Annotated in this window: 20 protein-coding genes; 12 read left to right on the top strand and 8 right to left on the bottom strand. The window is 45.3% G+C overall.

What is annotated here, in order from left to right; genetic code table 11:
• Positions 1–153: 153 nt before the first annotated feature.
• The 3 genes from QT992_RS18165 to QT992_RS18155 all read right to left on the bottom strand — a co-directional run bounded on the left by QT992_RS18165 (position 154) and on the right by QT992_RS18155 (position 5543).
• A complete protein-coding gene (locus tag QT992_RS18165; RefSeq protein WP_333340574.1) occupies positions 154–2364 on the bottom strand; it encodes an NHLP family bacteriocin export ABC transporter peptidase/permease/ATPase subunit in 2211 nt (736 codons plus the stop codon).
• Positions 2365–2588: 224 nt separating this feature from the next.
• Positions 2589–4376 (bottom strand): NHLP bacteriocin system secretion protein, encoded by a 1788-nt coding sequence (locus QT992_RS18160; protein WP_333340577.1) that lies wholly within the window; start codon positions 4374–4376, stop codon positions 2589–2591.
• 1017 nt (positions 4377–5393) lie between these two features.
• Positions 5394–5543 (bottom strand): isochorismate synthase, encoded by a 150-nt coding sequence (locus tag QT992_RS18155; protein WP_333143642.1) that lies wholly within the window; start codon positions 5541–5543, stop codon positions 5394–5396.
• Positions 5544–5669: 126 nt separating this feature from the next.
• Between QT992_RS18155 and QT992_RS18150 the strand changes: the two genes are divergently transcribed.
• The 9 genes from QT992_RS18150 (at position 5670) to QT992_RS18110 (ending at position 13290) form a co-directional block, all read left to right on the top strand.
• Positions 5670–5846, top strand: a complete 177-nt coding sequence (locus QT992_RS18150; protein ID WP_333315997.1) for a hypothetical protein — start codon at positions 5670–5672, stop codon at positions 5844–5846.
• Between the two features lie 195 nt (positions 5847–6041).
• Positions 6042–7445: a nicotinate phosphoribosyltransferase gene (locus tag QT992_RS18145; protein ID WP_333340580.1), complete on the top strand. Its 1404-nt coding sequence runs from the start codon at positions 6042–6044 to the stop codon at positions 7443–7445.
• Positions 7446–7718: 273 nt separating this feature from the next.
• A complete protein-coding gene (locus QT992_RS18140) occupies positions 7719–8318 on the top strand; it encodes a nicotinate-nucleotide adenylyltransferase (protein WP_333286505.1) in 600 nt (199 codons plus the stop codon).
• Entirely contained in the window at positions 8279–9028 is a 750-nt protein-coding gene (locus tag QT992_RS18135) for an NrtR DNA-binding winged helix domain-containing protein (protein ID WP_333315995.1), read from the top strand. The genes QT992_RS18140 and QT992_RS18135 overlap by 40 nt, the downstream gene beginning before the upstream one ends.
• Before the next feature lie 70 nt (positions 9029–9098).
• Positions 9099–9392 (top strand): isochorismate lyase, encoded by a 294-nt coding sequence (locus QT992_RS18130; protein ID WP_333105335.1) that lies wholly within the window; start codon positions 9099–9101, stop codon positions 9390–9392.
• A gap of 87 nt (positions 9393–9479) precedes the next feature.
• Positions 9480–11363 carry an NAD+ synthase gene (locus tag QT992_RS18125; RefSeq protein WP_333340582.1) on the top strand — a complete coding sequence of 628 codons (1884 nt, stop codon included), beginning with the start codon at positions 9480–9482 and terminating at the stop codon, positions 11361–11363.
• 19 nt (positions 11364–11382) lie between these two features.
• Positions 11383–12309 carry a DUF192 domain-containing protein gene (locus tag QT992_RS18120; RefSeq protein WP_333340585.1) on the top strand — a complete coding sequence of 309 codons (927 nt, stop codon included), beginning with the start codon at positions 11383–11385 and terminating at the stop codon, positions 12307–12309.
• 171 nt (positions 12310–12480) lie between these two features.
• Positions 12481–12813: a CRISPR-associated ring nuclease Crn3/Csx3 gene (crn3, locus tag QT992_RS18115; protein ID WP_190741266.1), complete on the top strand. Its 333-nt coding sequence runs from the start codon at positions 12481–12483 to the stop codon at positions 12811–12813.
• A 198-nt stretch (positions 12814–13011) separates the two neighbouring features.
• The gene (locus tag QT992_RS18110) at positions 13012–13290 is read left to right on the top strand and encodes a hypothetical protein (protein WP_333315992.1); all 279 of its coding nucleotides are present in this window, start codon (positions 13012–13014) and stop codon (positions 13288–13290) included.
• A gap of 232 nt (positions 13291–13522) precedes the next feature.
• Here the strand turns inward: QT992_RS18110 and ureC are convergent, their stop codons facing one another.
• From ureC to QT992_RS18085, 5 genes are all read right to left on the bottom strand, one after another.
• Complete coding sequence (gene ureC / locus QT992_RS18105; protein ID WP_333315991.1) at positions 13523–15313, bottom strand: urease subunit alpha; 1791 nt, start codon at positions 15311–15313, stop codon at positions 13523–13525.
• Positions 15314–15318: 5 nt separating this feature from the next.
• A complete protein-coding gene (locus QT992_RS18100; protein ID WP_333340588.1) occupies positions 15319–16323 on the bottom strand; it encodes an endonuclease NucS domain-containing protein in 1005 nt (334 codons plus the stop codon).
• Between the two features lie 67 nt (positions 16324–16390).
• The gene (locus QT992_RS18095; protein ID WP_333315989.1) at positions 16391–16702 is read right to left on the bottom strand and encodes an urease subunit beta; all 312 of its coding nucleotides are present in this window, start codon (positions 16700–16702) and stop codon (positions 16391–16393) included.
• A 33-nt stretch (positions 16703–16735) separates the two neighbouring features.
• The gene (gene ureA, locus QT992_RS18090; protein WP_015179363.1) at positions 16736–17038 is read right to left on the bottom strand and encodes an urease subunit gamma; all 303 of its coding nucleotides are present in this window, start codon (positions 17036–17038) and stop codon (positions 16736–16738) included.
• A 173-nt stretch (positions 17039–17211) separates the two neighbouring features.
• Positions 17212–18087, bottom strand: coding sequence for an urease accessory protein UreD (locus QT992_RS18085; protein ID WP_333340590.1), 876 nt, complete (start codon positions 18085–18087; stop codon positions 17212–17214).
• Between the two features lie 203 nt (positions 18088–18290).
• Between QT992_RS18085 and fmdA the strand changes: the two genes are divergently transcribed.
• From fmdA to QT992_RS18070, 3 genes are all read left to right on the top strand, one after another.
• Positions 18291–19466, top strand: coding sequence for a formamidase (gene fmdA, locus QT992_RS18080; RefSeq protein ID WP_333315987.1), 1176 nt, complete (start codon positions 18291–18293; stop codon positions 19464–19466).
• A gap of 290 nt (positions 19467–19756) precedes the next feature.
• Complete coding sequence (locus QT992_RS18075) at positions 19757–20020, top strand: zinc ribbon domain-containing protein (protein ID WP_333204560.1); 264 nt, start codon at positions 19757–19759, stop codon at positions 20018–20020.
• A 472-nt stretch (positions 20021–20492) separates the two neighbouring features.
• Positions 20493–20720 carry a hypothetical protein gene (locus QT992_RS18070; RefSeq protein ID WP_333315986.1) on the top strand — a complete coding sequence of 76 codons (228 nt, stop codon included), beginning with the start codon at positions 20493–20495 and terminating at the stop codon, positions 20718–20720.
• The last annotated feature ends 207 nt before the right edge of the window (positions 20721–20927 follow it).

Genomic DNA, 20927 nt, shown 5'->3' with positions numbered 1-20927 from the left:
TCGTATTCTATACAGCCTCATAAAAAATTGGTATAAGACTGAATAGCCAAATCAAACCATCATTCATTTCAGTCCTCTTCAGAGGACTTTAGCTATTAGACAGGGAATTCATTCCCTGGCGGACTGTCGGGTTGGCTACTGTATTTCTGCTATTTATTCTTCATTCCCAACCAAAAGAGCATAAGATCCTCCCAGCTTTTGCAACTCCTCATGAGTGCCTCTTTGAACTACTTTCCCCCCTGCTAGCATAATAATTTCATCGCAATCTCGAATCGTGCTCAAACGGTGAGCAACCACAATACAAGAAGTACCGCGACGCCTCAAATTGCGATCGATAATTAACTCTGTTTCAGCATCCAGAGCACTTGTTGCTTCATCCAGCACCAACACCGCTGGATTCCTCACTAATGCCCTGGCAATTTCCAAGCGCTGCCGCTGTCCGCCACTCATATTTGTCCCCCCTTCATTGAGTTGAGCATCGTATCCTCCCGGCATATTCAAAATAAGTTCGTGAATTGCCGCATCAATGCACGCTTGCACTAAATCTGCTTCCGGTACTGTCGGGTCCCAAAGCGTGAGATTTTCCCGAACAGTGCCGGCAAATAGAAATATCTCTTGTTCGACCATTGCCAGCGAATTTGCTAGGATAGAACGGGGAATCAAATTGCGGGGAACCCCGTCAAATAAAATTTCGCCATTCATTGGTTCGTAAAGCCCGGTCACAAGTTTGGCAATAGTAGATTTGCCCGAACCGCTGCCCCCCACTAACGCTACCCGCTGACCGGGTTTTACGGTTAAGTTCAAGTTTTCAATTAGCGGCGCTTCCAAGCGGCTGTAGCCAAAACTGACACCGCGCAATTCAATCGAGCCCTGCAAATGAAAAGAATCTGGTGCAAGGGCGGCGCGGCTGTTTCCACTATTAGAAGAATCGCGGTCTGCTTCTGGATCGATCGGGTTTTGCAGAACGTCATCAAGTCGGTTTAATTCGGCTTCTAATTCTTGCAGAGTGCTGCCAAAATTGACCAGATTGTTGACGGGTCGGAGGAATTGTTGAGTGAGACTTTGATAGGCAATTAACATCCCGATACTCAAACCCCCGTTCATCACCCGCAAGCCCCCGACAACTAAGATAGCAGTTGCAGCTAATGCCGTTAAAAATGCTGGTAATATTGACAATATTTGAGTGGGCAAAGCCAATTCTTGCTGGGCGTTGCTCATTTTGGCATAGTACCCGGCAAACTTAGAAAACAAATCGAATTCTAAACCGCTAGCTTTGACAGTTTCAATAGATTGAATGCCTGCGATCGCAGCACCGCCCACCTTACCTGTTTCCTGAGCTAATCTGGTGTTAGCATCGACGCGGCTGCGGGATAAAGATTGCAGTGCCAAAAAGTTTAAGGCTGCAAAAACAGCGGCAACACTGGTCAATACCCAGTCGTACATAACCATAATTATTGCATAGAAAACCATCATCACGGCGTCGATCGCAGTTGCAGCAAGTTTCCCCGATAAAATTTCAGCAACCTTGTCATTAACTTGGCAGCGGCTGCTAATTTCACCGGCAAACCGCTGCGCGTAAAATCCCACAGGCAAGCGCAAAGTATGCCAGAGAAACTGTCCCGACATCGAAATCGAAAGTTTGTTAGCCAGCCGCCGCAAATAGAAAAGCCGCATCCGCGCTAGCAGCCCTTGGACTGCCGCCGCAAACAGCATTCCCAGTATTAAAGGTCGCAGCCAATCGTGACGGTTTTCGACGAGAATTTCATCCACAAAAATTTGGGTAAATGCCGCGCCAGCCAAACGGGGAACAGTCAGTAATAAACCAGCAATTAAACAAAATGCGATCGCCCAACGGGAACTTTGCAATCGGGAATCTAAAGCACGGGCAATACTGGGTTTTTTCCCGCCCTTTTTAAACTCAGGCCCAGGCTCAAAAGTCAAAACAACGCCAGTATAAGCAGACTTAAATTCTTCTAGGGAAACAGTCCTCGGCCCCGATGCGGGATCGTTGAGGTAAACGCGCTTTTTCTTAATCCCCTCAACCACCAAAAAGTGATTGAAATTCCAAAAAACAATAAAAGGCGGCGGTACAATTTTCAACTCTTCGACAGTTTTTTTAAACCCTTTAGCATCTAAGCCGTAAATTCTGGCTGCTTTAAGGATATTAGAAGCTTTACTGCCATCGCGAGAAACGCCGCACTCGCTCCGCAATTGAGCTAAAGGTACCGGGTGTTGCCAGTAACTCAAAATAATTCCTAAAGCAGCAGCACCGCATTCTACTGCTTCCATTTGTAGCAGTGTGGGAGTACGAACTCGCCTTAAGTTGCGCGGTGTAACAAACTTGTGAATATCGGGTATTTTCATCGGCTATAAGGCTGAAACCCATAATAAATTTTGCTGGTATTCGAGTCTAGATCCCCCTAAATCCCCCTTAAGAAGGGGGACTTTGACTGCTCTTGTCCCCCCCTTCTTAAGGGGGGTTAGGGGGGATCTAGACTTCGATATAAACAAGAGAAACGGTCGGTGTAACGTATTTCTTGTCAGCAATTATCTATCCCTGGGGAAGAAAAAAAACTGACTAATAACGGTTAGTAAACGCCAGTCAAAGAACGAAAAATAGGAATCACGTAAGAAATCGGCGCTAACTGCCCGATTTGAACCCGAACTAGCGCCGTAGTACCGGGGGAAATCTTGAGAGGAGGCCCGTTCGAGGAAGACCATTTGTAACCGCTGATAGTGTTCGGATCTTGTTGCAATTCCACAAAAATTTGCACGGGAGCACCGCCACCAGCTATGTTTTTTGCGATGCTGTCAGCCAAATTTTCATTGCCGATAATTGACGACATATCTTGATTAGTAACCGGAAAAGGAGAAACTTGGGTTACTTTGCCGACAATGCCGCCGTAGCGTTCCCGCTTGACGACGCTAGGGGTAACTTGTACGGTCATTCCCGGTTTAATTTGCTTGCCGTCTCTGTCAGCAAAATAAACAAGACTGACCATTTTTTCGCGAGAATTTTTAGATTCAACTGTCCCGATCCTTGTACCGATGTTCAGCATTTGACCTGCAACGGCGCTAACTTCTAAAACGCGGCCGTCGTATTGGCTGGTAATTTTGCTGTCGGCCGTCAACTGATTCTGCAAGTGGGCAATCTTGCGTTTAACTTCCTGAATTTGATTTGTTTGGGCGATCGATTTTTCTAAGTCTTGTTGAGCTAGTTTGACCGCTTGGGTTTCCATGTCTTTAATCTTAGTTTTGATTTCGTCAATTTTATTCAGGTTTTGCAGGTACTCCCGTTCGGTGTTACTTTTCTGAACTTTAAGTTCTTGGAGGTTGTTTTTAATTTCGTTAAGGCGGTTGAGATTTTGCAGGTACTCCCGTTCGGTATTGGTAGCTTCTACCTTGAGTTGCTGCCGGCTGTTTTTGAGGTCGTCAATTTTATTGAGATTTTGCAGGAATTCGCGATCGCTATTGGTTTTCTGAACGTCGAGTTCCTTTAACTGCGTTTCAATATCCGCCAGTTGCATCTGAGAGTCCGCGAATTCCTGTCTCGCTTGCAGCATTACATCCTCGCTGATCGCCCTCTCTTGTTCGTAAAGAACGCGGCGAGTTTCAAACCGCTGCTGTAAAGTTTCCACCAAAGAAGTGATGTGCTGCTTTCGCTGCAAAAGACTGTCCTGTTTTTTGGCGATCGCGGCCAGAGTTTGCTGCCGCAATATCGGTGCCACTTGTTCCCGGCGCAAACTTTCTTCCAAACTTTGGCGTTTTTCTGCTAATGCTGCCAGAGTTTGCTGCCGCAGTACCGGCGCAATTTGTTCGCGGCGCAAACTTTCTTCCAAACTTTGGCGTTTTTGCTCTAATGCCGCCATACTTTGCTGGTGCAATATCGGTGCAACTGACTCCCTATTCAAGCTTTGTTGAAGGTCTTTTTGCTGCTGTTCTAGGGTTTTTAATTCCAGGGCAATTTGCTGTTTTTGCAGCTTATTAGTATCTTGTTTTTGCCCTTGCAGTTGGGCTAATTTCGCTTTTTCTTGCTCTAACTGCTGCTTGAGGTCGAGTTTATCAATTCTACCGATTTCCTGACCCCGTTTAACAACATCTCCCGGCTTGATATTTAGCTTTACCAATTGACCGGAACTAGCAGCTTGAAATTGCACGACTCTGCGGGGCAGAAGCAACACGCCTTGACCGGAAACAGTCAGCGGAATTCGCCCGATCGCACTCCAAACCCCCGCAGCAGCAACTAAACAGCCAATTGCAGTTAGTGGCAGCCACGATCGAGGACTAACCACCTGCATCATTTCGTCGAGGCGTTCCGGTGAAGATAAGCGATCGATCGCTTCGGTAGTGAAAAGTTTGTTTTGTTTTACCTGCATCAGCTAGTCCTTTCGAGAGTGCGATCGCGGCTGTAAGCAGGGGTGTATTTGAAAGGGAAATTCCTTGCAAGTCAATTGAGGCACAAACAATTTCCCAACAAACGTTCAAAGCTTCCCTACAATTACTTGAATGTTCTCACTCCTGTTTGCAGCTTGCCTGTAAAATCACTTTACGACAATTAACCCTCGTAAGACCTAACTAACAGTAGAGTTTTCAGCTAACAAAAAGACCAGCTTACAGCCAGTCTTCAGACGGGGGAATGACCTGAACTTTCGGCTAGGTATCGCCCGCAGCCAGTGCCTACACATTGGTCACCAGTTAAGCTAAAAACACTTTTGTCAAAGAGTAGAATTACTCTAAGATATCGAAGTAGCAACTTAAAATGTGCTGCTAAGGATTGCTATAAGCTGTTGCACATTTAAACTGTGAACTAAAATTTGATAAAGTTCTTGTGGGGAGTAGGGGTTGGGCGTCTCGCCCGCACAAAAAACACGATTTAGATGCACAACAGCTTATAGTTGGATTTTTGATAAGATTACTGAACCAACCCTAGTGCAACATAAGGTTCTAGTTTTGCTTGTGTTTCTCTAACTTATACGCAGTAAACCGGGCGCCCGAATCTTTCTTTAAAAAGCTTACTCTACACTGAATATACCTTTTGTCTATTGGAGAAGTTCAGTGTAATTGGTGATTGGTAATTGTAGGTTGGGTAGAACGAAGAGAAACCCCACCTACAATTACTATTAACAGTCAATCGATTTTAGATTTTAGATTTTAGATTTTAGATTGAAGCATTGACTTGCGCGAGATAAATACGTTCGGCAAGCTTCATCGGATACAGGTTTTTGATTTCTCCGTCCTGAGTCTGCGAAGGAATGAATCACGTGGCGGGTATCCTGGATGCTTGATTGTCAAAATCAAAAGTCAAAAGTTAACAGTCAACAGTTAATTGTTAACCGTTGACTGTTAAACTGAATGCCTGTGCCGAACTCGCTAGAAACTGCCGGAATGGCGGTTCATTCTTTCGATTTAGAACTTTTGGAGAGCTTACCCTCAAAAGGTTGAACTCCACTATTTGGATAGTTGTCATCGCTGGGGCTAAAAATCCGCACCGCTGCTTCCGAAACGTAACGCATCGCGTTTGCCAAAGATTTAGAAAGATTCATAGAATCTGCCTCTCTTGTCTGGGTTCTGATACTTTTAATATTACTCGGATTTTTGGGCGGTGGATGACTTTAGCAATATTTATTTGAATTACTTATTAGTCTGCAACATCGAAGCAAGCTGAAGCTTTGAGAAATTACGCATTTTTGGACGATCGACCTTTTGGTGGTAGATTTTTCCTTGCTCAACTCAAGCAGTCGCGCTCGCCCTCCCGACGCTCAGAAACCGAGTTGTCTAACTCTATTCAAAGGCTGCAAGGAAATATTTTCGCAAAAAACCCGGAACGCTTGAGTGTTTGTGGTTAATTCCTGAGTTTGTTAAATTCAGTCTTTATATGGATTTTACCATAATATTAATCTACAAATCCACCGAAATCCGCTCTAAAACGGCATTGTAAGCGAATTTTCCGACAAATATCTGCAATCTTTATCAAAGATTTACAAAAAGATATGGTGTTTGTCACTATAATTAAGAAAAAGAAGTTTGTCCGGGGTTTTTTTATGAAAACTACCACAGAAAGCCTGCCGCTCACAGGTTTTGAAGAAATCTTAGAAGACCGGGAACTGACGGTTTCTTCAGCAGATTACAGCCTTTTGACCGATCTCTACCAGCTAACGATGGCCGCTTGTTACGTCGGGGAAGGGATCGACGGGCGGGCCGCGAGTTTTGAATTGTTCGCGCGCAGGCTGCCAGAGGGTTTTGGCTACGCGATCGCGATGGGTTTGGCGCAAGTTATCGATTATTTGGAGAAATTTCGGTTTTCGCCGGCGCAAATTGAGGCTTTGCAGTCCACTGGGATTTTTGCCGGCGCAGGAGAGCGATTTTGGACTTTACTCGCCACAGCCCGCTTTACTGGCGATGTTTGGGCGGTGCCGGAGGGGACGGCGGTTTTTGCCAATGAGCCACTGCTGCGAATTGAGGCTCCTCTGTGGCAGGCTCAGTTAGTGGAAACTTATTTATTGAATGCCATAAATTATCAAACTTTGATTGCGACGCGGGCGGCCAGACTGCGGGATGTGGCGGGCCCGGAGGCTAAGTTGCTGGAATTCGGGACGCGCAGGGCTTTTGGGCCTCAAGCTGCTGTATGGGCGGCTAGGGCTGCCCTGGCTGCGGGGTTCGATGGAACTTCTAATGTTTTGGCTGCTTTGAAGTTGGGCCGCAAACCTCTAGGTACTATGGCTCATGCTTTGGTAATGGCTGTGGCTGCTCTCGAAGGCAGCGAGAATCAGGCGTTTGCAGCTTTTCACCGCTATTTTCCGGGGGCGCCGCTGCTGATCGATACTTATGATACTGTGGCGGCGGCGCGGATGTTGGCCGATCGAGTAAACAGCGGTGAAATGCTGTTGGAAGGCGTGCGGCTGGATTCGGGCGATTTGGCGGTGCTGTCTCGGGAAGTTCGATCGATCCTGCCTGGGGTTCCAATTTTTGCTAGTGGCGATTTGGACGATCGAGAAATTGCTAAATTAAAAAGTAGCGGTGCTTGCATTGACGGTTACGGTTTGGGAACCAAGTTGGTCAGCGGTTCCCCTGTGAACGGTGTTTATAAGTTGGTGGAAATTGACGGAATTCCGGTGATGAAAGAGGCAAGCGGCAAGGTAACATATCCCGGAAGAAAGCAAATTTTTAGACATATTGAAAATGGGCAAATTCTCGGAGATTGTTTGGGATTGTCGGGAGAAACTATTCACAATTGCGATTCTTACTTACCATTAATGGAGTTGGTTGTAAAGGACGGAACACGAGTGCAGAAGCCGGAAAGTTTGGACGATATCGCCAAACGAACTGCTGCTTCGGTCGCCAGTCTTCGACCCGAAACTCGCCAACTTGACAACCCGATTTCGCCGCCAGTGGAAATTTCTACAGATTTGCAGAGTCTCACCCAAAAAACGAAAAAGAATCATTAGTCAGTAGTCATTAGTCATTAGTCATTAGTCATTAGTCATATCATGTCCGGTCGATTAGCCTTCATCAGGTAGGGGCGGGTTCACCAATAATATCTGCCAATAATTGACAATCTCAAAAACCCGCCCGGCCGGGATATTATGGTCAATCGATCGGACATGATATCATCAATCATCAATCAACAGTCAACAGTCAACAGTCAACAATCAACAATCAACAGTCATCAATCAACCGTCAACAGTCAACAGTCAACAGTCAACAATTACCGATTCCCTATGCAGAAGATTGCTCTTTTTGGAACCAGTGCCGATCCGCCCACAGCGGGACACAAAACAATTCTGAGTTGGCTTTCGCAACATTTTGATTGGGTAGCAGTTTGGGCGTCGGACAATCCTTTTAAGTCGCACCAGACTTCTCTAGAACACCGATCGGCAATGCTGCTGTTAATGATTCAAGAAATTAATTCGCCCAGACACAATCTTTGCTTGCATCCAGAACTCAGCAGTCCGAGGACGGTGGAAACTGTGGAACAAGCAAGATTGCTGTGGCCGAATGCAGATTTGACGCTGGTAATAGGTTCGGACTTGGTGGGGCAACTGTCTCGCTGGTACAAATTTGAACAATTGTTAAAACAAGTGGACTTGCTGATAGTACCGCGACCGGGTTATCCATCAGAACAATTAGATTTGTGGCAGTTGAGGCGCATGGGTGCAGAGGTGGCGATCGCATCTTTGAATGGTCCCAATGTTTCTTCTACCTTCTATCGGGAAACAGGAGACACCCAAGCCCTGACTCCGACCATCGAAGATTACATCAATAGGGAGCATTTGTACGCATGGCACGAGGCACGAAAAAGGGCGAAGGTTGCTCATTAGCTGACTTTAAAGTAGGAGTAGATAATGTTATTTTTTCCGTCGATACCGTGCAGAACCGCTTGTTGGTACTGTTGGTAATGCGGCAAGACGAACCGTTTATCGATTCTTGGAGTCTTCCCGGTACTTTGGTGCGTCAGGGCGAGTCTCTAGAAAATGCGGCTTACCGAATTTTGTCTGAGAAAATTCGGGTAAAAAATTTGTATCTGGAGCAATTGTATACTTTCGGAGAACCGGGGCGCGATCCTCGGGAATTTACCAGGGGCGATCGTTATCTTTCGGTTAGTTATTTTGCTTTGGTTCGCTTTGAGGAAGCTGAGTTAATTGCTGGGAGTGTAGTGGCGGGCGTGGGCCACCGCGTCGGCGGCATTGCTTGGTATCCCGTGCAACAAGTTCCAAAGCTGGCCTTCGATCACACTCAAATTCTCGAATACGGATATCGGCGGCTGCGTAACAAACTTGAATACAGCCCGGTAGCTTTTGAAGTTTTGCCGGAACTTTTTACTTTGAGCGATTTGTATCAGCTTTATACAACTATTTTGGGGGAAAGTTTTTCTGATTATTCTAATTTTAGGTCTCGATTGTTGAAATTGGGTTTTTTGTGCGATACCGGTGTTAAGGTTTCGCGCGGGGCTGGCCGCCCTGCTAGTTTGTACCGCTTTGATGCGGCCGCTTTTGCTCCTTTAAAAAATAAGCCGCTGGTGTTTATCTAGCTGTTACTTAGATGACATTCTGGGATCAATTTAGTAACATTAGAATAGAAGCTATTAAGGAGTGCAGACGATGAAAGACCCTGATGAATGCGCTAATATTCACGAAGTTCGGGAGGAAATTGATATCATCGATCGAGAAGTGATCGAGGCTTTGAGCAAGAGATTTCAATACGTCATCGCGGCTGCAAGGTTCAAAACGAGTGAAGCTAGCGTTAAATCGTTCGATCGCTTTCACGATATGTTACAGCAGCGGCGCGAGTGGGCTCAAGAATCGGGTTTGAATCCTGATGTGGTTGAAAATATTTACCGGGATTTGGTAAATTATTATATTGAGGAAGAGTTGAAACATTACAAATCCAAGTAATATTTCGCTACATTCAAATCTAGGACTATAGGAAAGTAAGTCCGCGCGGGCGGACTGTTAGCAATATTTATTAAGTGATTTGGTGAGATGAAAATTGCGATCGCACAACTCAACCCTACTATTGGTGATATCTTTGGCAACTCCCACCTAATTCTGGAGGCTGCGAAAAAAGCTGATGTTGAGGGCGCAAACTTATTGCTAACACCGGAACTTTCCCTGATCGGTTATCCGCCGCGCGATTTGTTAATCAATCCGAGTTTCATTGCAGATGCAGGTGCACAGTTGCTGCAACTAGCGCAAGCTTTGCCGCCGGAGTTGGCAGTCATAGTCGGCACTGCCTTACCTAATGCTAATGCTGTTAAACTCGGCGGAAAATCATTGTTTAATAGCGCTGTTTTGTTGCAAAATGGCGCGGTCAAACAAGTTTTTCATAAACGCTTGTTGCCTACTTATGATGTATTTGATGAAGATAGATATTTTGAACCGGGAGAAAACAGCAATTATTTTACTATTGGCGAACTCAAAATCGGCGTAACAATTTGTGAAGATTTGTGGAACAATGAGGAGTTTTGGGGTAAACGCAGTTACGCGGGCGATCCTATTTCCGATTTGGCAAAATTGGGTGTAGATTTAGTGGTGAATTTGTCGGCATCGCCTTATTCTGCGGGGAAGCGGGGAGTGCGATCGGCGATGTTGCAGCACAGCGTCATCCGCTGCGGGAAACCGATTATTTACGCTAATCAGGTAGGCGGAAATGACGATATTATTTTTGACGGCAGCAGTTTTGCTGTGAATCGAAAGGGTGATTTAATTCAGCTATTAGCTTCTTTTGAAACGGATTTTGCGCTGCTGGAATATGACGCAGCTAAACAAGATTTAGTTGGCAGCGGCGGGAACGGGCAAGATGCCCGTTCCACAACTGATTTGGGATTATGTGAAGGACGACAAAAACTAGGTTCGATCGGCAGTGGAGTTGGCAGCGGCGGGAACGGGCAAGATGCCGGTTCCACAACTGATTTGAGTTTTCATCCGGCAGAAGGAGATGCCGAAATTTGGGCGGCTTTGGTTTTGGGAGTACGAGATTATGTTCGCAAGTGCGGTTTTTCTAAGGTTGTACTCGGTTTAAGCGGCGGGATAGATTCGGCTTTGGTGGCGGCGATCGCCAGTTGCGCGATCGGGCCCGAAAATGTTCTAGGGGTGTTGATGCCTTCTCCTTACAGTTCGGATCATTCGGTTAATGATGCTGTGGAATTAGCCCGAAATCTGGGCATCGCGATCGAACAATTGCCGATCGGCGATTTGATGGAAACTTACGATCGCACTCTCGCCAATTTGTTTGTCAACACAACTTTCGGGATTGCTGAGGAAAATATTCAATCGCGGATTCGAGGCAATCTGTTGATGGCAATTTCTAACAAGTTCGGACATTTGCTACTTTCGACGGGCAATAAGTCGGAAATGGCAGTGGGTTACTGCACTCTCTACGGCGATATGAATGGGGGATTGGCGGTGATTTCCGATGTGCCGAAAACTCGCGTTTATTCGCTTTGTCAATGGCTGAATTCTGGCGGATCTGTAGGGGCGGTGCCCCCGTGCCCGCCCTCTCCATACCCACCCCCGTGCCCGCCCTCTCCATACCCACCCCCGTACCCGCCTCTGGGAAAGGAAATTATTCCGGTTAATATTATTACTAAAGCGCCGAGTGCTGAACTGAAACCTGGCCAAATTGACCAAGATTCTTTGCCGGATTACGATGTTTTGGATGACATCTTGCAGCGGTTGATAGAACATCACGAATCTGCCCAACAAATTGTCGCTGCCGGACACGATGAAGCCGTGGTTAAACGTGTAGTAAAATTAGTCAGGCAAGCGGAGTTTAAACGGCGGCAAGCAGCCCCTGGTTTGAAAATTAGCGATCGAGCTTTTGGTACCGGTTGGCGGATGCCGATCGCCAAATCTTCCTTCTATTAAACGCATCATTAAACGCAAAATGGTTAACATCGACGGTACTTTCGGCTTCGATTTTCTCCTGGGAACTCTCAGCAACGATACGATGAGAGGGTTTGCGGGTAATGACACTATTCAAGGTTTGGGGGGAAATGACCGAATTTTTGGCGATCGGGAAAATGACTTGCTAGCAGGAAATGAAGGCGCTGATACGCTGTCTGGCGGGCAGGGAAGCGATACAATCTATGGAGGACAAGAGTCGGATTGGATTTTTGGCGATCGGGGTAACGATTTGCTAATAGGTGGCGAAGGCGGGGATATCTTAACAGGAGGCGCGGGGGAGGATTTATTTCTGATGGAAAAAAGCGCCGCATCTACTATTACTGAAGCCGATATAATTACAGATTTTGGCAACGGCAATGATAAAATTGTCTTGACAGAAGGTCTGAAGTTTAGCGATTTAGAGCTTTCTGTTTCCGATAACCAAACTATTATGAAAGATAAAAAGTCTGGTAATTATTTAGGAGTTGTTTCGGGAAATTCTAATCTGACTGAATCCAACTTTATGTCGCTGTTTGGCGGGATAGATATGGGTCAGCTTTTGGCAATTTCGGTTAACACGATTATAGCCGATCGCGCGATCGGACTGGAAGTGGCGCAAACTCCCCAAGAACAAGCGACAGGCTTAATGTTTCGCACAGAATTGCCAGACGACAGGGGAATGCTTTTTCCCATCGAACCCGCGCGAAACGTGCGTTTTTGGATGAAAAACGTGTTGATTGAGCTGGATATGGTTTTTCTGCGGGAAGGCGTCGTGCAGGCGATAATTCCTAACGTACCGCCGTGTTTGAGCGAAACCTGCCCCAACTACGGCCCGGATGTTCCCGTTGACGGAGTTATTGAACTCAGAGGCGGAAGGGCGGCCCAATTGGGACTCAAAGTTGGCGATCGGATTCCCAATTTACCCTAAAAAGGTAGATGATATCATGTCTGTTTGATTCGGACTTGTATGATATTAAATTTTGTAGGGGCCCGTGAGCCAACAATAATTGCCCATAATCTACAATATAATAAACCCGCCCCCGCCCATACTACCAGACATGATATGATTTTATCGCAGCATTCAACATTTGTGCATCCAATGAATCCTATTGAATTAAAAATAATCCCCAATCAAACTCAAGACGGTTTAGCTTACCAACATTTGCGCTTGCGAATTACCACTCAAGACGGTATCATCACACCCGATGATTTACAAGGTTTGAAACTTCCTCAAGACGTTCAATTAAGCCAAGGAATTGTCATTGAAGGTAGAGGAGCAATTTGGCTGTACGGGTATTTAGTACACGAATGTCATCCTGCTGCTTGGGTGGGATGTTACGATCCGCGATTAGAAGGTGCGGTGGTAGTAGCGACGCACAAGCACGAGGTATCTGTTGGACAGGTATTAAAATTGAGTTTACCAAGCGATTAAGACTCTCCTGAGTTTTAGGTGATAATAAATAAAAATAAAACTTCCCGTGGTGGGGGAATCTTAAAATCCAGGAGAGTGGTGATTAAATTAGAGCGTTTTGGCTTGAGGGGGTGACAACCCCGTCAGTGCTTTCTGTTCAATGAAGTTTTTCGCACCCAAGTTCATCTGGGATGTGTGGGTTTTCCCAAAGTGACAATTGTGATATTTTACCCCTGGGTGGCAATTGCATACGGATTAGCTTTTAGGAGACAAATTCGCTCGACTCCCTATGCTTTAATGCTGAGTGGCGTTGGTTTGTTATTTGTTGCCTTTTTTGCAGAAGCGCTGCCGTTAAAAAACGAGATTGTGTCGATCTTGCTGGAGGGAATACCGAAGCTATTAAGTGGGATTAATATTGCACTTTATTTTTGGTTTTTGTGTCAGGGTTTGATAGTGCGATCGCTCAATTTTTCTAACAGGAAATCCAATCCCGAATGAAGTAAGATGAAGATTTGCCGTTGGGTGGGGGCGGGTTTTTGAGATTGTCGGTTTTTGGCAAATATTGTTGGTAAAACCCGCCCCTACATGATTGTATAATCGGTGAAAACTCCTATGTTGTACCATTCTCAATTAGCCTTTTCTGAACAGGCAAGATGCCTGTTCCACAACATATAAATTTTCTTGTGGAACAGGCATCTTGCCTGTTGCTGACACTGGTGCAAGATATCAGTTAAAACAAAAAGTACCGCTGCGCCATTGGCAAAACAGTTGCCGGTTCGCAAGTTAACAATTCCCCATCTGCCCTCACTTCATAAGTTTCTGGATCGACTTCCATTTGTGGCAAATAATCGTTGAGTTTCATGTCTCTTTTGCTAATTTGTCTGGTGCCGGAAACTGCTACAGTGGGCTTTTGCAAACCTAGCTGTGCGGCAATATCTCGATCGCGCGCAGCTTGGGAAACAAACGTCAGACAAGTCGCCCCAATCGCCCCGCCAAAACTGCCAAACATCGGCCGCATATGCACCGGTTGTGGCGTCGGAATGCTGGCATTAGCATCTCCCATCTGCCCATAGGCGATCGCCCCTCCTTTAATTACCAGTTCCGGTTTCACCCCAAAAAAAGCCGGCCGCCACAAACACAAATCCGCCAACTTTCCCTCTTCCACCGAACCCACATACTGACTAATTCCGTGAGTTATTGCCGGATTAATTGTATATTTCGCAATGTACCGCTTCACCCGAAAATTGTCATTTTCTCCCCCTGTGGAACGGGCATCTTGCCCGCCCAAACCCCCTGTGGAACGGGCATCTTGCCCGCCCAAACCCCCTGTGGAACGGGCATCTTGCCCGTTCAAATTCCCCCTTTGAACTTTCATTTTATGTGCCGTTTGCCAAGTCCGAATAATCACCTCTCCAACTCTTCCCATCGCCTGAGAATCAGAAGAAATCATACTAAACGCACCTAAATCGTGCAAAATATCCTCAGCAGCAATAGTTTCCCTTCTAATTCTCGATTCAGCAAAAGCCACATCTTCAGGAATGCCTCGATCCAAATGGTGACACACCATCAACATATCTAAATGTTCTTCTAAAGTATTGACAGTGTAAGGGCGAGTCGGGTTAGTTGACGAGGGCAAAACATTAGCTTGTCCGCACACTTTAATAATATCCGGTGCGTGTCCGCCGCCAGCACCTTCGGTGTGGTAAGTGTGAATAGCGCGATTTTTAAATGCGGCAATTGTAGCTTCCACAAATCCCGCTTCATTGAGAGTATCGGTGTGAATTGCAACTTGCACATCGTACTCGTCAGCTACACTCAAACAAGTGTCGATCGTTGCTGGTGTAGTTCCCCAATCTTCGTGGAGTTTCAAACCCATTGCACCGGCAAAAATTTGTTCGACTAATCCTTGAGGTTGACTGCTATTTCCTTTACCTAAAAATCCTAGATTTACCGGGAAAGCGTCGGCTGCTTGCAGCATTCGGTACATATGCCAAGGGCCGGGAGTGCAAGTTGTGGCGTTTGTACCCGTTGCGGGGCCTGTGCCACCGCCGATCATTGTCGTGATGCCAGAGGCGATCGCCACTTCAATTTGCTGCGGACAAATAAAGTGAATGTGAGTGTCAATTCCCCCAGCGGTGAGAATCATTCCTTCACCGGCAATCACTTCAGTACCAGGCCCGATAATAATATCTACCCTATCTTGAATGTAAGGATTTCCGGCTTTACCAATTTTGTAAATTTTGCCGTCTTTAATCCCAACATCTGCTTTAACAATTCCCCACCAGTCTAATATTAAAGCATTAGTAATCACCGTGTCAAGAGCGCCGTCTGCATTAGAAATAGGCGACTGTCCCATGCCGTCGCGAATGACTTTGCCACCGCCAAATTTAACTTCATCTCCGTAGGTTGTGAAGTCTTTTTCAACTTCAATGAATAATTCTGTATCGGCTAACCGGACGCGATCGCCCACAGTCGGCCCGAAAGTTTCCGCGTAAGCGCGGCGATCCATTCTGTAACTCATATTAATTAGCTCCTTACTTGATTTAATTTTGCCACAAACTGGTTCACCTGTTCTTCTGTTTTAAAGAATCCTTCACCAATTGAACCAAAAAAATCATCTTGTGCTATTTCTTGATAGTTAGGTAACAAATTAGCCAACTCTTCTACATCAATGTTTAAATAGTTTGACAATCTATCTATGTATACCTTAAACTTTAGACCCTCCCTAGGCGTGCTTTCAGTTAACAAAAGATTGAAGATAACTTGGCTATTTTGACTTGTTCCTCTCAATGCCAGACCTCTTGTTGTTGTATTTATCCAAAATATTTGTGGTATGATTTCGTTGTAAAGTAGTCTATACACTTTTCCAACTTCATTGCTATCTGCTATTTCAACTAATTCTTCCAGGGTCAAGTTGGGCTTTCTTTTTGATATTATATTTACAGGTTTTATTTCAGCCTCAATCAAGAATTTTCTGGCTAGTAACTCTCTACCACTAGAGTCACAGAAATACTGGAATGTTGCGACATTGATTCTCACACCATAAGTTTCTAATAAGTATTTAATAATCCTTTCCGAACTACTATCAATCTGTGCAGCTACAATTATAATGTTGTGCTGAGCATTCAAAATATCAGGGAATTCTGAGCTAAATTTCTCACAGAAAGCCTTTTCTAAGTTACTGCCATTTTTAGTCAGTAAATAAGCATTGGCAATTTCTCTAACTCTCTCGTTTGACAAATCCTTAACCCATGAGGCGTAATCCAAGGCTTGTGCTGTTACTTCTCTTGCTGTTTTGTCCTTCTTTAACTCAACAATGACTAAATCTCCGTTCCTATCTATACATAAAAGGTCAAGTTGTCCACCATAATCAGTAATCACTTGCCGACCAATTACCAAGAGATCATCTGCTAGGATTGAAATATCATTCTCTAGCCAGGTTTCTAAACGAGATTCTAAGTCTAACTTAGATTGGGTAATTTCCTTCAATTTATCCTTTGATATTTCCCACAATCTAATTTGATCGGGCATATCGAATTATACTCCTACTAATTATTCTTTTTAATTTATGCCAAAAAGTCTCGTCCCTCTAAAAACCTCATCCATCTAACATACCGTTCACTTTTCCATTAAAGCCGTAGACTTGACGACTACCAACAAACGGCACTAATTGAACTTCCCTTTCATCTCCCGGTTCAAACCTGACTGCTGTACCTGCGGGGATATCCAACCGCATTCCTTTTGCTTGTTCTCGATTAAATTCTAAGGCTTCGTTTGCCTCATAAAAGTGATAGTGTGAACCAATTTGAATGGGTCGATCGCCCGTATTCCCTACCAGCATCCGCACCGTTGGGCGATCGGCATTTAGTTCTATTTCACCTTCTAAAACAATCATTTCTCCAGGAATCATCTTTTCCTCCTCTGAGTCTCTGTGGTTTATTTTTTAACGGATCGGATCGTGCACTGTTACCAACTTAGTTCCGTCGGGAAAAGTCGCCTCAACCTGGACTTCATGCACCATTTCTGGTATCCCTTCCATCACATCTTCCCGCGTCAGGAGAGTTGTTCCGTAACTCATTAAATCGGCGACGGTGAGACCATCTCTTGCTCCTTCTAATATGGCGGCGGAAATGTAGGCTAGTGCTTCTGGATAGTTTAATTTTAAACCTCTTTGTTTGCGGCGCTCTGCTACCAGGGCGGCGGTGAAAATCAGCAGTTTGTCTTTTTCTTGGGGGGTGAGTTGCATTTTTATTCTTGTAAGTGCGATCGCATTATTTGGTTATGATATCGTTTACGGTTGTTGCTGAATGATTAAGAATGATTAAACCGCAAAGGGCGCAGAGGGCGCAGAGTCTCCAGAAGAGAGAGATGAATAATCTAGTTAGGAGGGCAACTATACATTGAAACTCAAAGATCATCCTATTTTATCCAAACTCGGGGCAAACAGCAAGGGCGTTGTGAAAAAGACAAGCGCAGCAACTGCCAAATGTTGACAAACCAGTCTCTAGCTGCAGCGGTGGATGAACCGCGATATCGGCACAGCAAACCGTTAGGAATACGAGTCACGCCGACGGTGGAATTACCAGGATAAATTGTTGCCTCACAGGGCAAATCTCGCACTTTTTCCACGATTTCGGCTGTAACGGGTTCGCCTACCCAAGCGAGGGTGGCGACTACGGGTTTTCCTGCGAGGCCGTGAGGACTTTCGAGCATTTTTTCTCCACCTTTGAGCAATTGTCTGTCAATCCATAAAGGGCTGTTTTGTTGCCAGATTTCGGTGTGCGATCGCCATTCTCCCGACAAGAACTTTTCGCCCCTAGCACTGCGTCCAAATCTGGTAATTTCCCACAGTAAAATCCTCGCTGTTGGTGCTAATTCTACCCGCAAATTTTGCCGATATATTGCGCCGTCGAAAACGATTGTTTCCTGTGGTAGCCATTCTAAATTAGCACCGGGTTCTAGTTGGATGTCAATATTTTGTTGTGATTCTAGTCCGCTGCTGCGATAGATTTTACCAGCGGCGGCCGTGGTAATCAAGGCTTTGGCGTTGGCTTGGAGGTGAAAATGGCTGGAAAGTCGATCGCCCCCGACAACTCCACCAGCCGTGTGCAAGATGACGCTGTGACAAATCTCTTTACCTTCAGGATAAAACGGGCGCTGCACCTTTAGGGGCGCTTGCATTTGATTGTGAATGATTTGAGTTGCACCGGATCTGTTGGCATAGGCTAAATCCAGGTGGCCGTGCCATCCATTTTCAACTCGATCTATATGTTGTTTGGTCAAATTTTCAGTCACTAAATTTTTAATTTAAAAACACTCCCAATCAAAAACATACCACGACTGCGGCGCTTCCCTGCAATTAGTTAAATAATGATAATCGTTCTCTAAAATATTTTTGGTTTCTGCACTTATTAGTATAAGAATTTACATTTATCAACCATCAGATCGGCGAAGATGCGCGTACCATGTAAAAATCAGTAACTAGAGGAGTGCAGAATATGCCTCAAGTTCTCTTCAAAGTTGACTTGACCAAACCGATGTCTGAACAGGAATTAGTCGGTCACAATCGCTGGCATCCAGATATTCCAGCAGTAGTTTCCGTCAATCCCGGCGATGTATTTCGCATCGAGTGCAAAGACTGGACAGACGGACAAATTAAAAATGACGACAATCCCGACGACATTCGCGATGTAGACTTAACAGTAGTTCACGTTTTGAGCGGGCCAATTTACGTTAACGGCGCGCAGCCAGGGGATATTTTAGTAGTCGATATCCTCGATATCGGGGCTTTGCAAGGGGACGAATGGGGTTTTACGGGAATTTTTGCTAAAGAAAACGGCGGCGGTTTCTTAACCGAACATTTTCCGACTGCTGCTAAAGCAATTTGGGATTTTCAGGGAATTTATACCGCTTCCCGACACATACCAAAAGTCAGGTTTGCGGGGATTACTCATCCGGGTTTAATCGGCTGCGCTCCTTCTCAGGAATTGTTGAATAAATGGAACAAACGGGAAGCGGAATTAGTAGCAACAAATCCCGATCGAGTGCCGCCTTTAGCAGCGCTGCCGAACCCCAAGAATGCAATTTTGGGCTCGCTGCAAGGGGCAGAATTCGAGCGAGTTGCGGCAGAAGCGGCGCGCACAGTTCCTCCCCGCGAACACGGCGGCAATTGCGACATTAAAAACCTGTCGCGGGGTTCGAGAATTTATTTCCCAGTTTATGTCGAAGGCGCGAAACTTTCGATGGGAGATATTCACTTTTCTCAAGGAGACGGGGAAATTTCATTCTGCGGGGCAATTGAAATGTCGGGTTACATCGACCTCCACGTTGATATTATCAAAGGTGGCATGGATAAATACGCGATGGTCAACCCGATTTTCAAACCCGGGCCGGTGGAACCCCGCTATTCTGAGTACCTCGTTTTTGAAGGGATTTCTGTTGATGAATTTACGGGTCAGCAGTATTATATGGATGCCCACGTTGCTTATCGACGAGCTTGTTTGAATGCGATCGAATATTTGAAAAAGTTTGGTTTTACCGGAGAACAAGCGTATTTACTGTTAAGTTGTGCTCCGGTTGAGGGTCGCATCAGTGGCATTGTGGATATTCCCAATGCTTGCTGCACTATTGCTTTACCGACAGAAATTTTCCAGATGGATATTCTGCCATCTTAATTAGTAGGGCGGGCCGGGCCAGTCAAGGGGGTGTGAACTTAAGACTAAAGCCCTCTGTATCTCTCGCTTTTATCCGAGTCTAGATCCCCCTAAATCCCCCTTAAAAAGGGGAGTAGGGGTTGACTTTGAGCGCTCTTGTCCCCCCCTTTTTAAGGGGGGCTAGGGGGGATCTAGAGGAATGTGACTCAGACAGCAGACTGATACTAACTTTGACCTTAAGTTGAACTTAAATTGACACAATGTGTGGCCCGCCCTAGTCATTGCATCCAAATTTACCCTCAAAAATTGATATGCCTCTTTACGATTTTAAGTGTGAAACTTGCGGCATTTTTGATAAGTGGCGCCCTCTTGCAGAAGCAGATACACCGGTGCTTTGCCCGAATTGCGAAACTGTTGCTAAACGCATCTTTTCGCCGCCGATGATTTTAACTGGAAAGCTGCGGTTGAAAGGTCAAGAAAATCGGGAACCGGAGGTAGTTAAGCGTTCTGAGGAACCTAAACCGCAGCGAAATCGCGAACACCGAGGGGGACGACCTTGGATGATCGGTCACTGATGCAGTTTGATATTCCGACAGTCCGATAGTCCGGCAGGGAATGAATTCCCTGCCTCAAAGCGAAAGTCCTCTTAAGAGGACTGTAAAGTTAGTATTTGCTGGCTGTGCGTAAGTCCTGTATTTCAGTCGGTTTCAACTTATATCTTGCACCATTCTCAATTAGCCTTTTAGGAACAGGCTTTTCGGCCTGTTCCACAAAGAGTAGATTTTCTTGTGGAACAGGCCGAAAAGCCTGTTCTTGAGAATGGTGCAAGATGTGAGTTTCAACCGACTTTTGCTATTAGACAGGGACTTCAGTCCCTGGCGGGCTAAGGAAGTATTTTGTACTTATTTATTGGTCAATATAACATAATCGGAAACTGAATAATTTCAGTCATATTGAACCTGCTACAGTATTAAAATGGAAAACGTTTAGGAATGAGAAACACGCACCCGCTTCGAGCTTACTACTTCACTGTACCGCACTCAACAAATGTCAGCAAAGCAGTGGGGAATTACTCAACTTTACAACAAATTTTTTGAAGAACCAACAAGTCAACTTTATAAACTTCATGCTAAGCTCGATCGCGAATGTAATGCAGCTTACGGATTTACTGACAGCGACGATATTTTAGCAAAAGTGCTGGAATTAAACCTAGAACTGGCAGAAAAAGAAAAACGGGGAGAACCGGTAGTTGGGCCTTGTGTCCCAACAGACTAAAAATACTACTCGCTGTAATCATAAGTTTTGTAAATTTGCGTATAATCACATAAATGGTTGATAGAGATCACAAACACTCTAGCCTAAAAAGAGAGATACTAGGGGAAGCGTTGAGTATTGAGGGGTGAGTTGTGAGTGAAACATTTCAAAATTCAAACTTCAACACTCAAAACTGCTTTCGACCTTCAGCATAAGTGCATTCTGCTT

The organism is Microcoleus sp. T3_D1 (genome assembly GCF_036700405.1).
GTDB lineage: Bacteria > Cyanobacteriota > Cyanobacteriia > Cyanobacteriales > Microcoleaceae > Microcoleus.
The sequence above is the reverse complement of the archived record's forward strand: the minus strand, read 5'-3'. Positions and strand labels throughout refer to the sequence as shown.

What these genes read in the sequence shown, in the direction of transcription:
- QT992_RS18165 (WP_333340574.1), bottom strand. Translation starts at nt 2,364, where the DNA reads ATGAAAATACCCGATATTCACAAGTTTGTTACACCGCGCAACTTAAGG.
- QT992_RS18160 (WP_333340577.1), bottom strand. Translation starts at nt 4,376, where the DNA reads ATGCAGGTAAAACAAAACAAACTTTTCACTACCGAAGCGATCGATCGC.
- QT992_RS18155 (WP_333143642.1), bottom strand. Translation starts at nt 5,543, where the DNA reads ATGAATCTTTCTAAATCTTTGGCAAACGCGATGCGTTACGTTTCGGAA.
- QT992_RS18145 (WP_333340580.1), top strand. Translation starts at nt 6,042, where the DNA reads ATGAAAACTACCACAGAAAGCCTGCCGCTCACAGGTTTTGAAGAAATC.
- QT992_RS18140 (WP_333286505.1), top strand. Translation starts at nt 7,719, where the DNA reads ATGCAGAAGATTGCTCTTTTTGGAACCAGTGCCGATCCGCCCACAGCG.
- QT992_RS18135 (WP_333315995.1), top strand. Translation starts at nt 8,279, where the DNA reads ATGGCACGAGGCACGAAAAAGGGCGAAGGTTGCTCATTAGCTGACTTT.
- QT992_RS18130 (WP_333105335.1), top strand. Translation starts at nt 9,099, where the DNA reads ATGAAAGACCCTGATGAATGCGCTAATATTCACGAAGTTCGGGAGGAA.
- QT992_RS18125 (WP_333340582.1), top strand. Translation starts at nt 9,480, where the DNA reads ATGAAAATTGCGATCGCACAACTCAACCCTACTATTGGTGATATCTTT.
- QT992_RS18120 (WP_333340585.1), top strand. Translation starts at nt 11,383, where the DNA reads ATGGTTAACATCGACGGTACTTTCGGCTTCGATTTTCTCCTGGGAACT.
- crn3 (WP_190741266.1), top strand. Translation starts at nt 12,481, where the DNA reads ATGAATCCTATTGAATTAAAAATAATCCCCAATCAAACTCAAGACGGT.
- ureC (WP_333315991.1), bottom strand. Translation starts at nt 15,313, where the DNA reads ATGAGTTACAGAATGGATCGCCGCGCTTACGCGGAAACTTTCGGGCCG.
- QT992_RS18100 (WP_333340588.1), bottom strand. Translation starts at nt 16,323, where the DNA reads ATGCCCGATCAAATTAGATTGTGGGAAATATCAAAGGATAAATTGAAG.
- QT992_RS18095 (WP_333315989.1), bottom strand. Translation starts at nt 16,702, where the DNA reads ATGATTCCTGGAGAAATGATTGTTTTAGAAGGTGAAATAGAACTAAAT.
- ureA (WP_015179363.1), bottom strand. Translation starts at nt 17,038, where the DNA reads ATGCAACTCACCCCCCAAGAAAAAGACAAACTGCTGATTTTCACCGCC.
- fmdA (WP_333315987.1), top strand. Translation starts at nt 18,291, where the DNA reads ATGCCTCAAGTTCTCTTCAAAGTTGACTTGACCAAACCGATGTCTGAA.
- QT992_RS18075 (WP_333204560.1), top strand. Translation starts at nt 19,757, where the DNA reads ATGCCTCTTTACGATTTTAAGTGTGAAACTTGCGGCATTTTTGATAAG.
- QT992_RS18070 (WP_333315986.1), top strand. Translation starts at nt 20,493, where the DNA reads ATGTCAGCAAAGCAGTGGGGAATTACTCAACTTTACAACAAATTTTTT.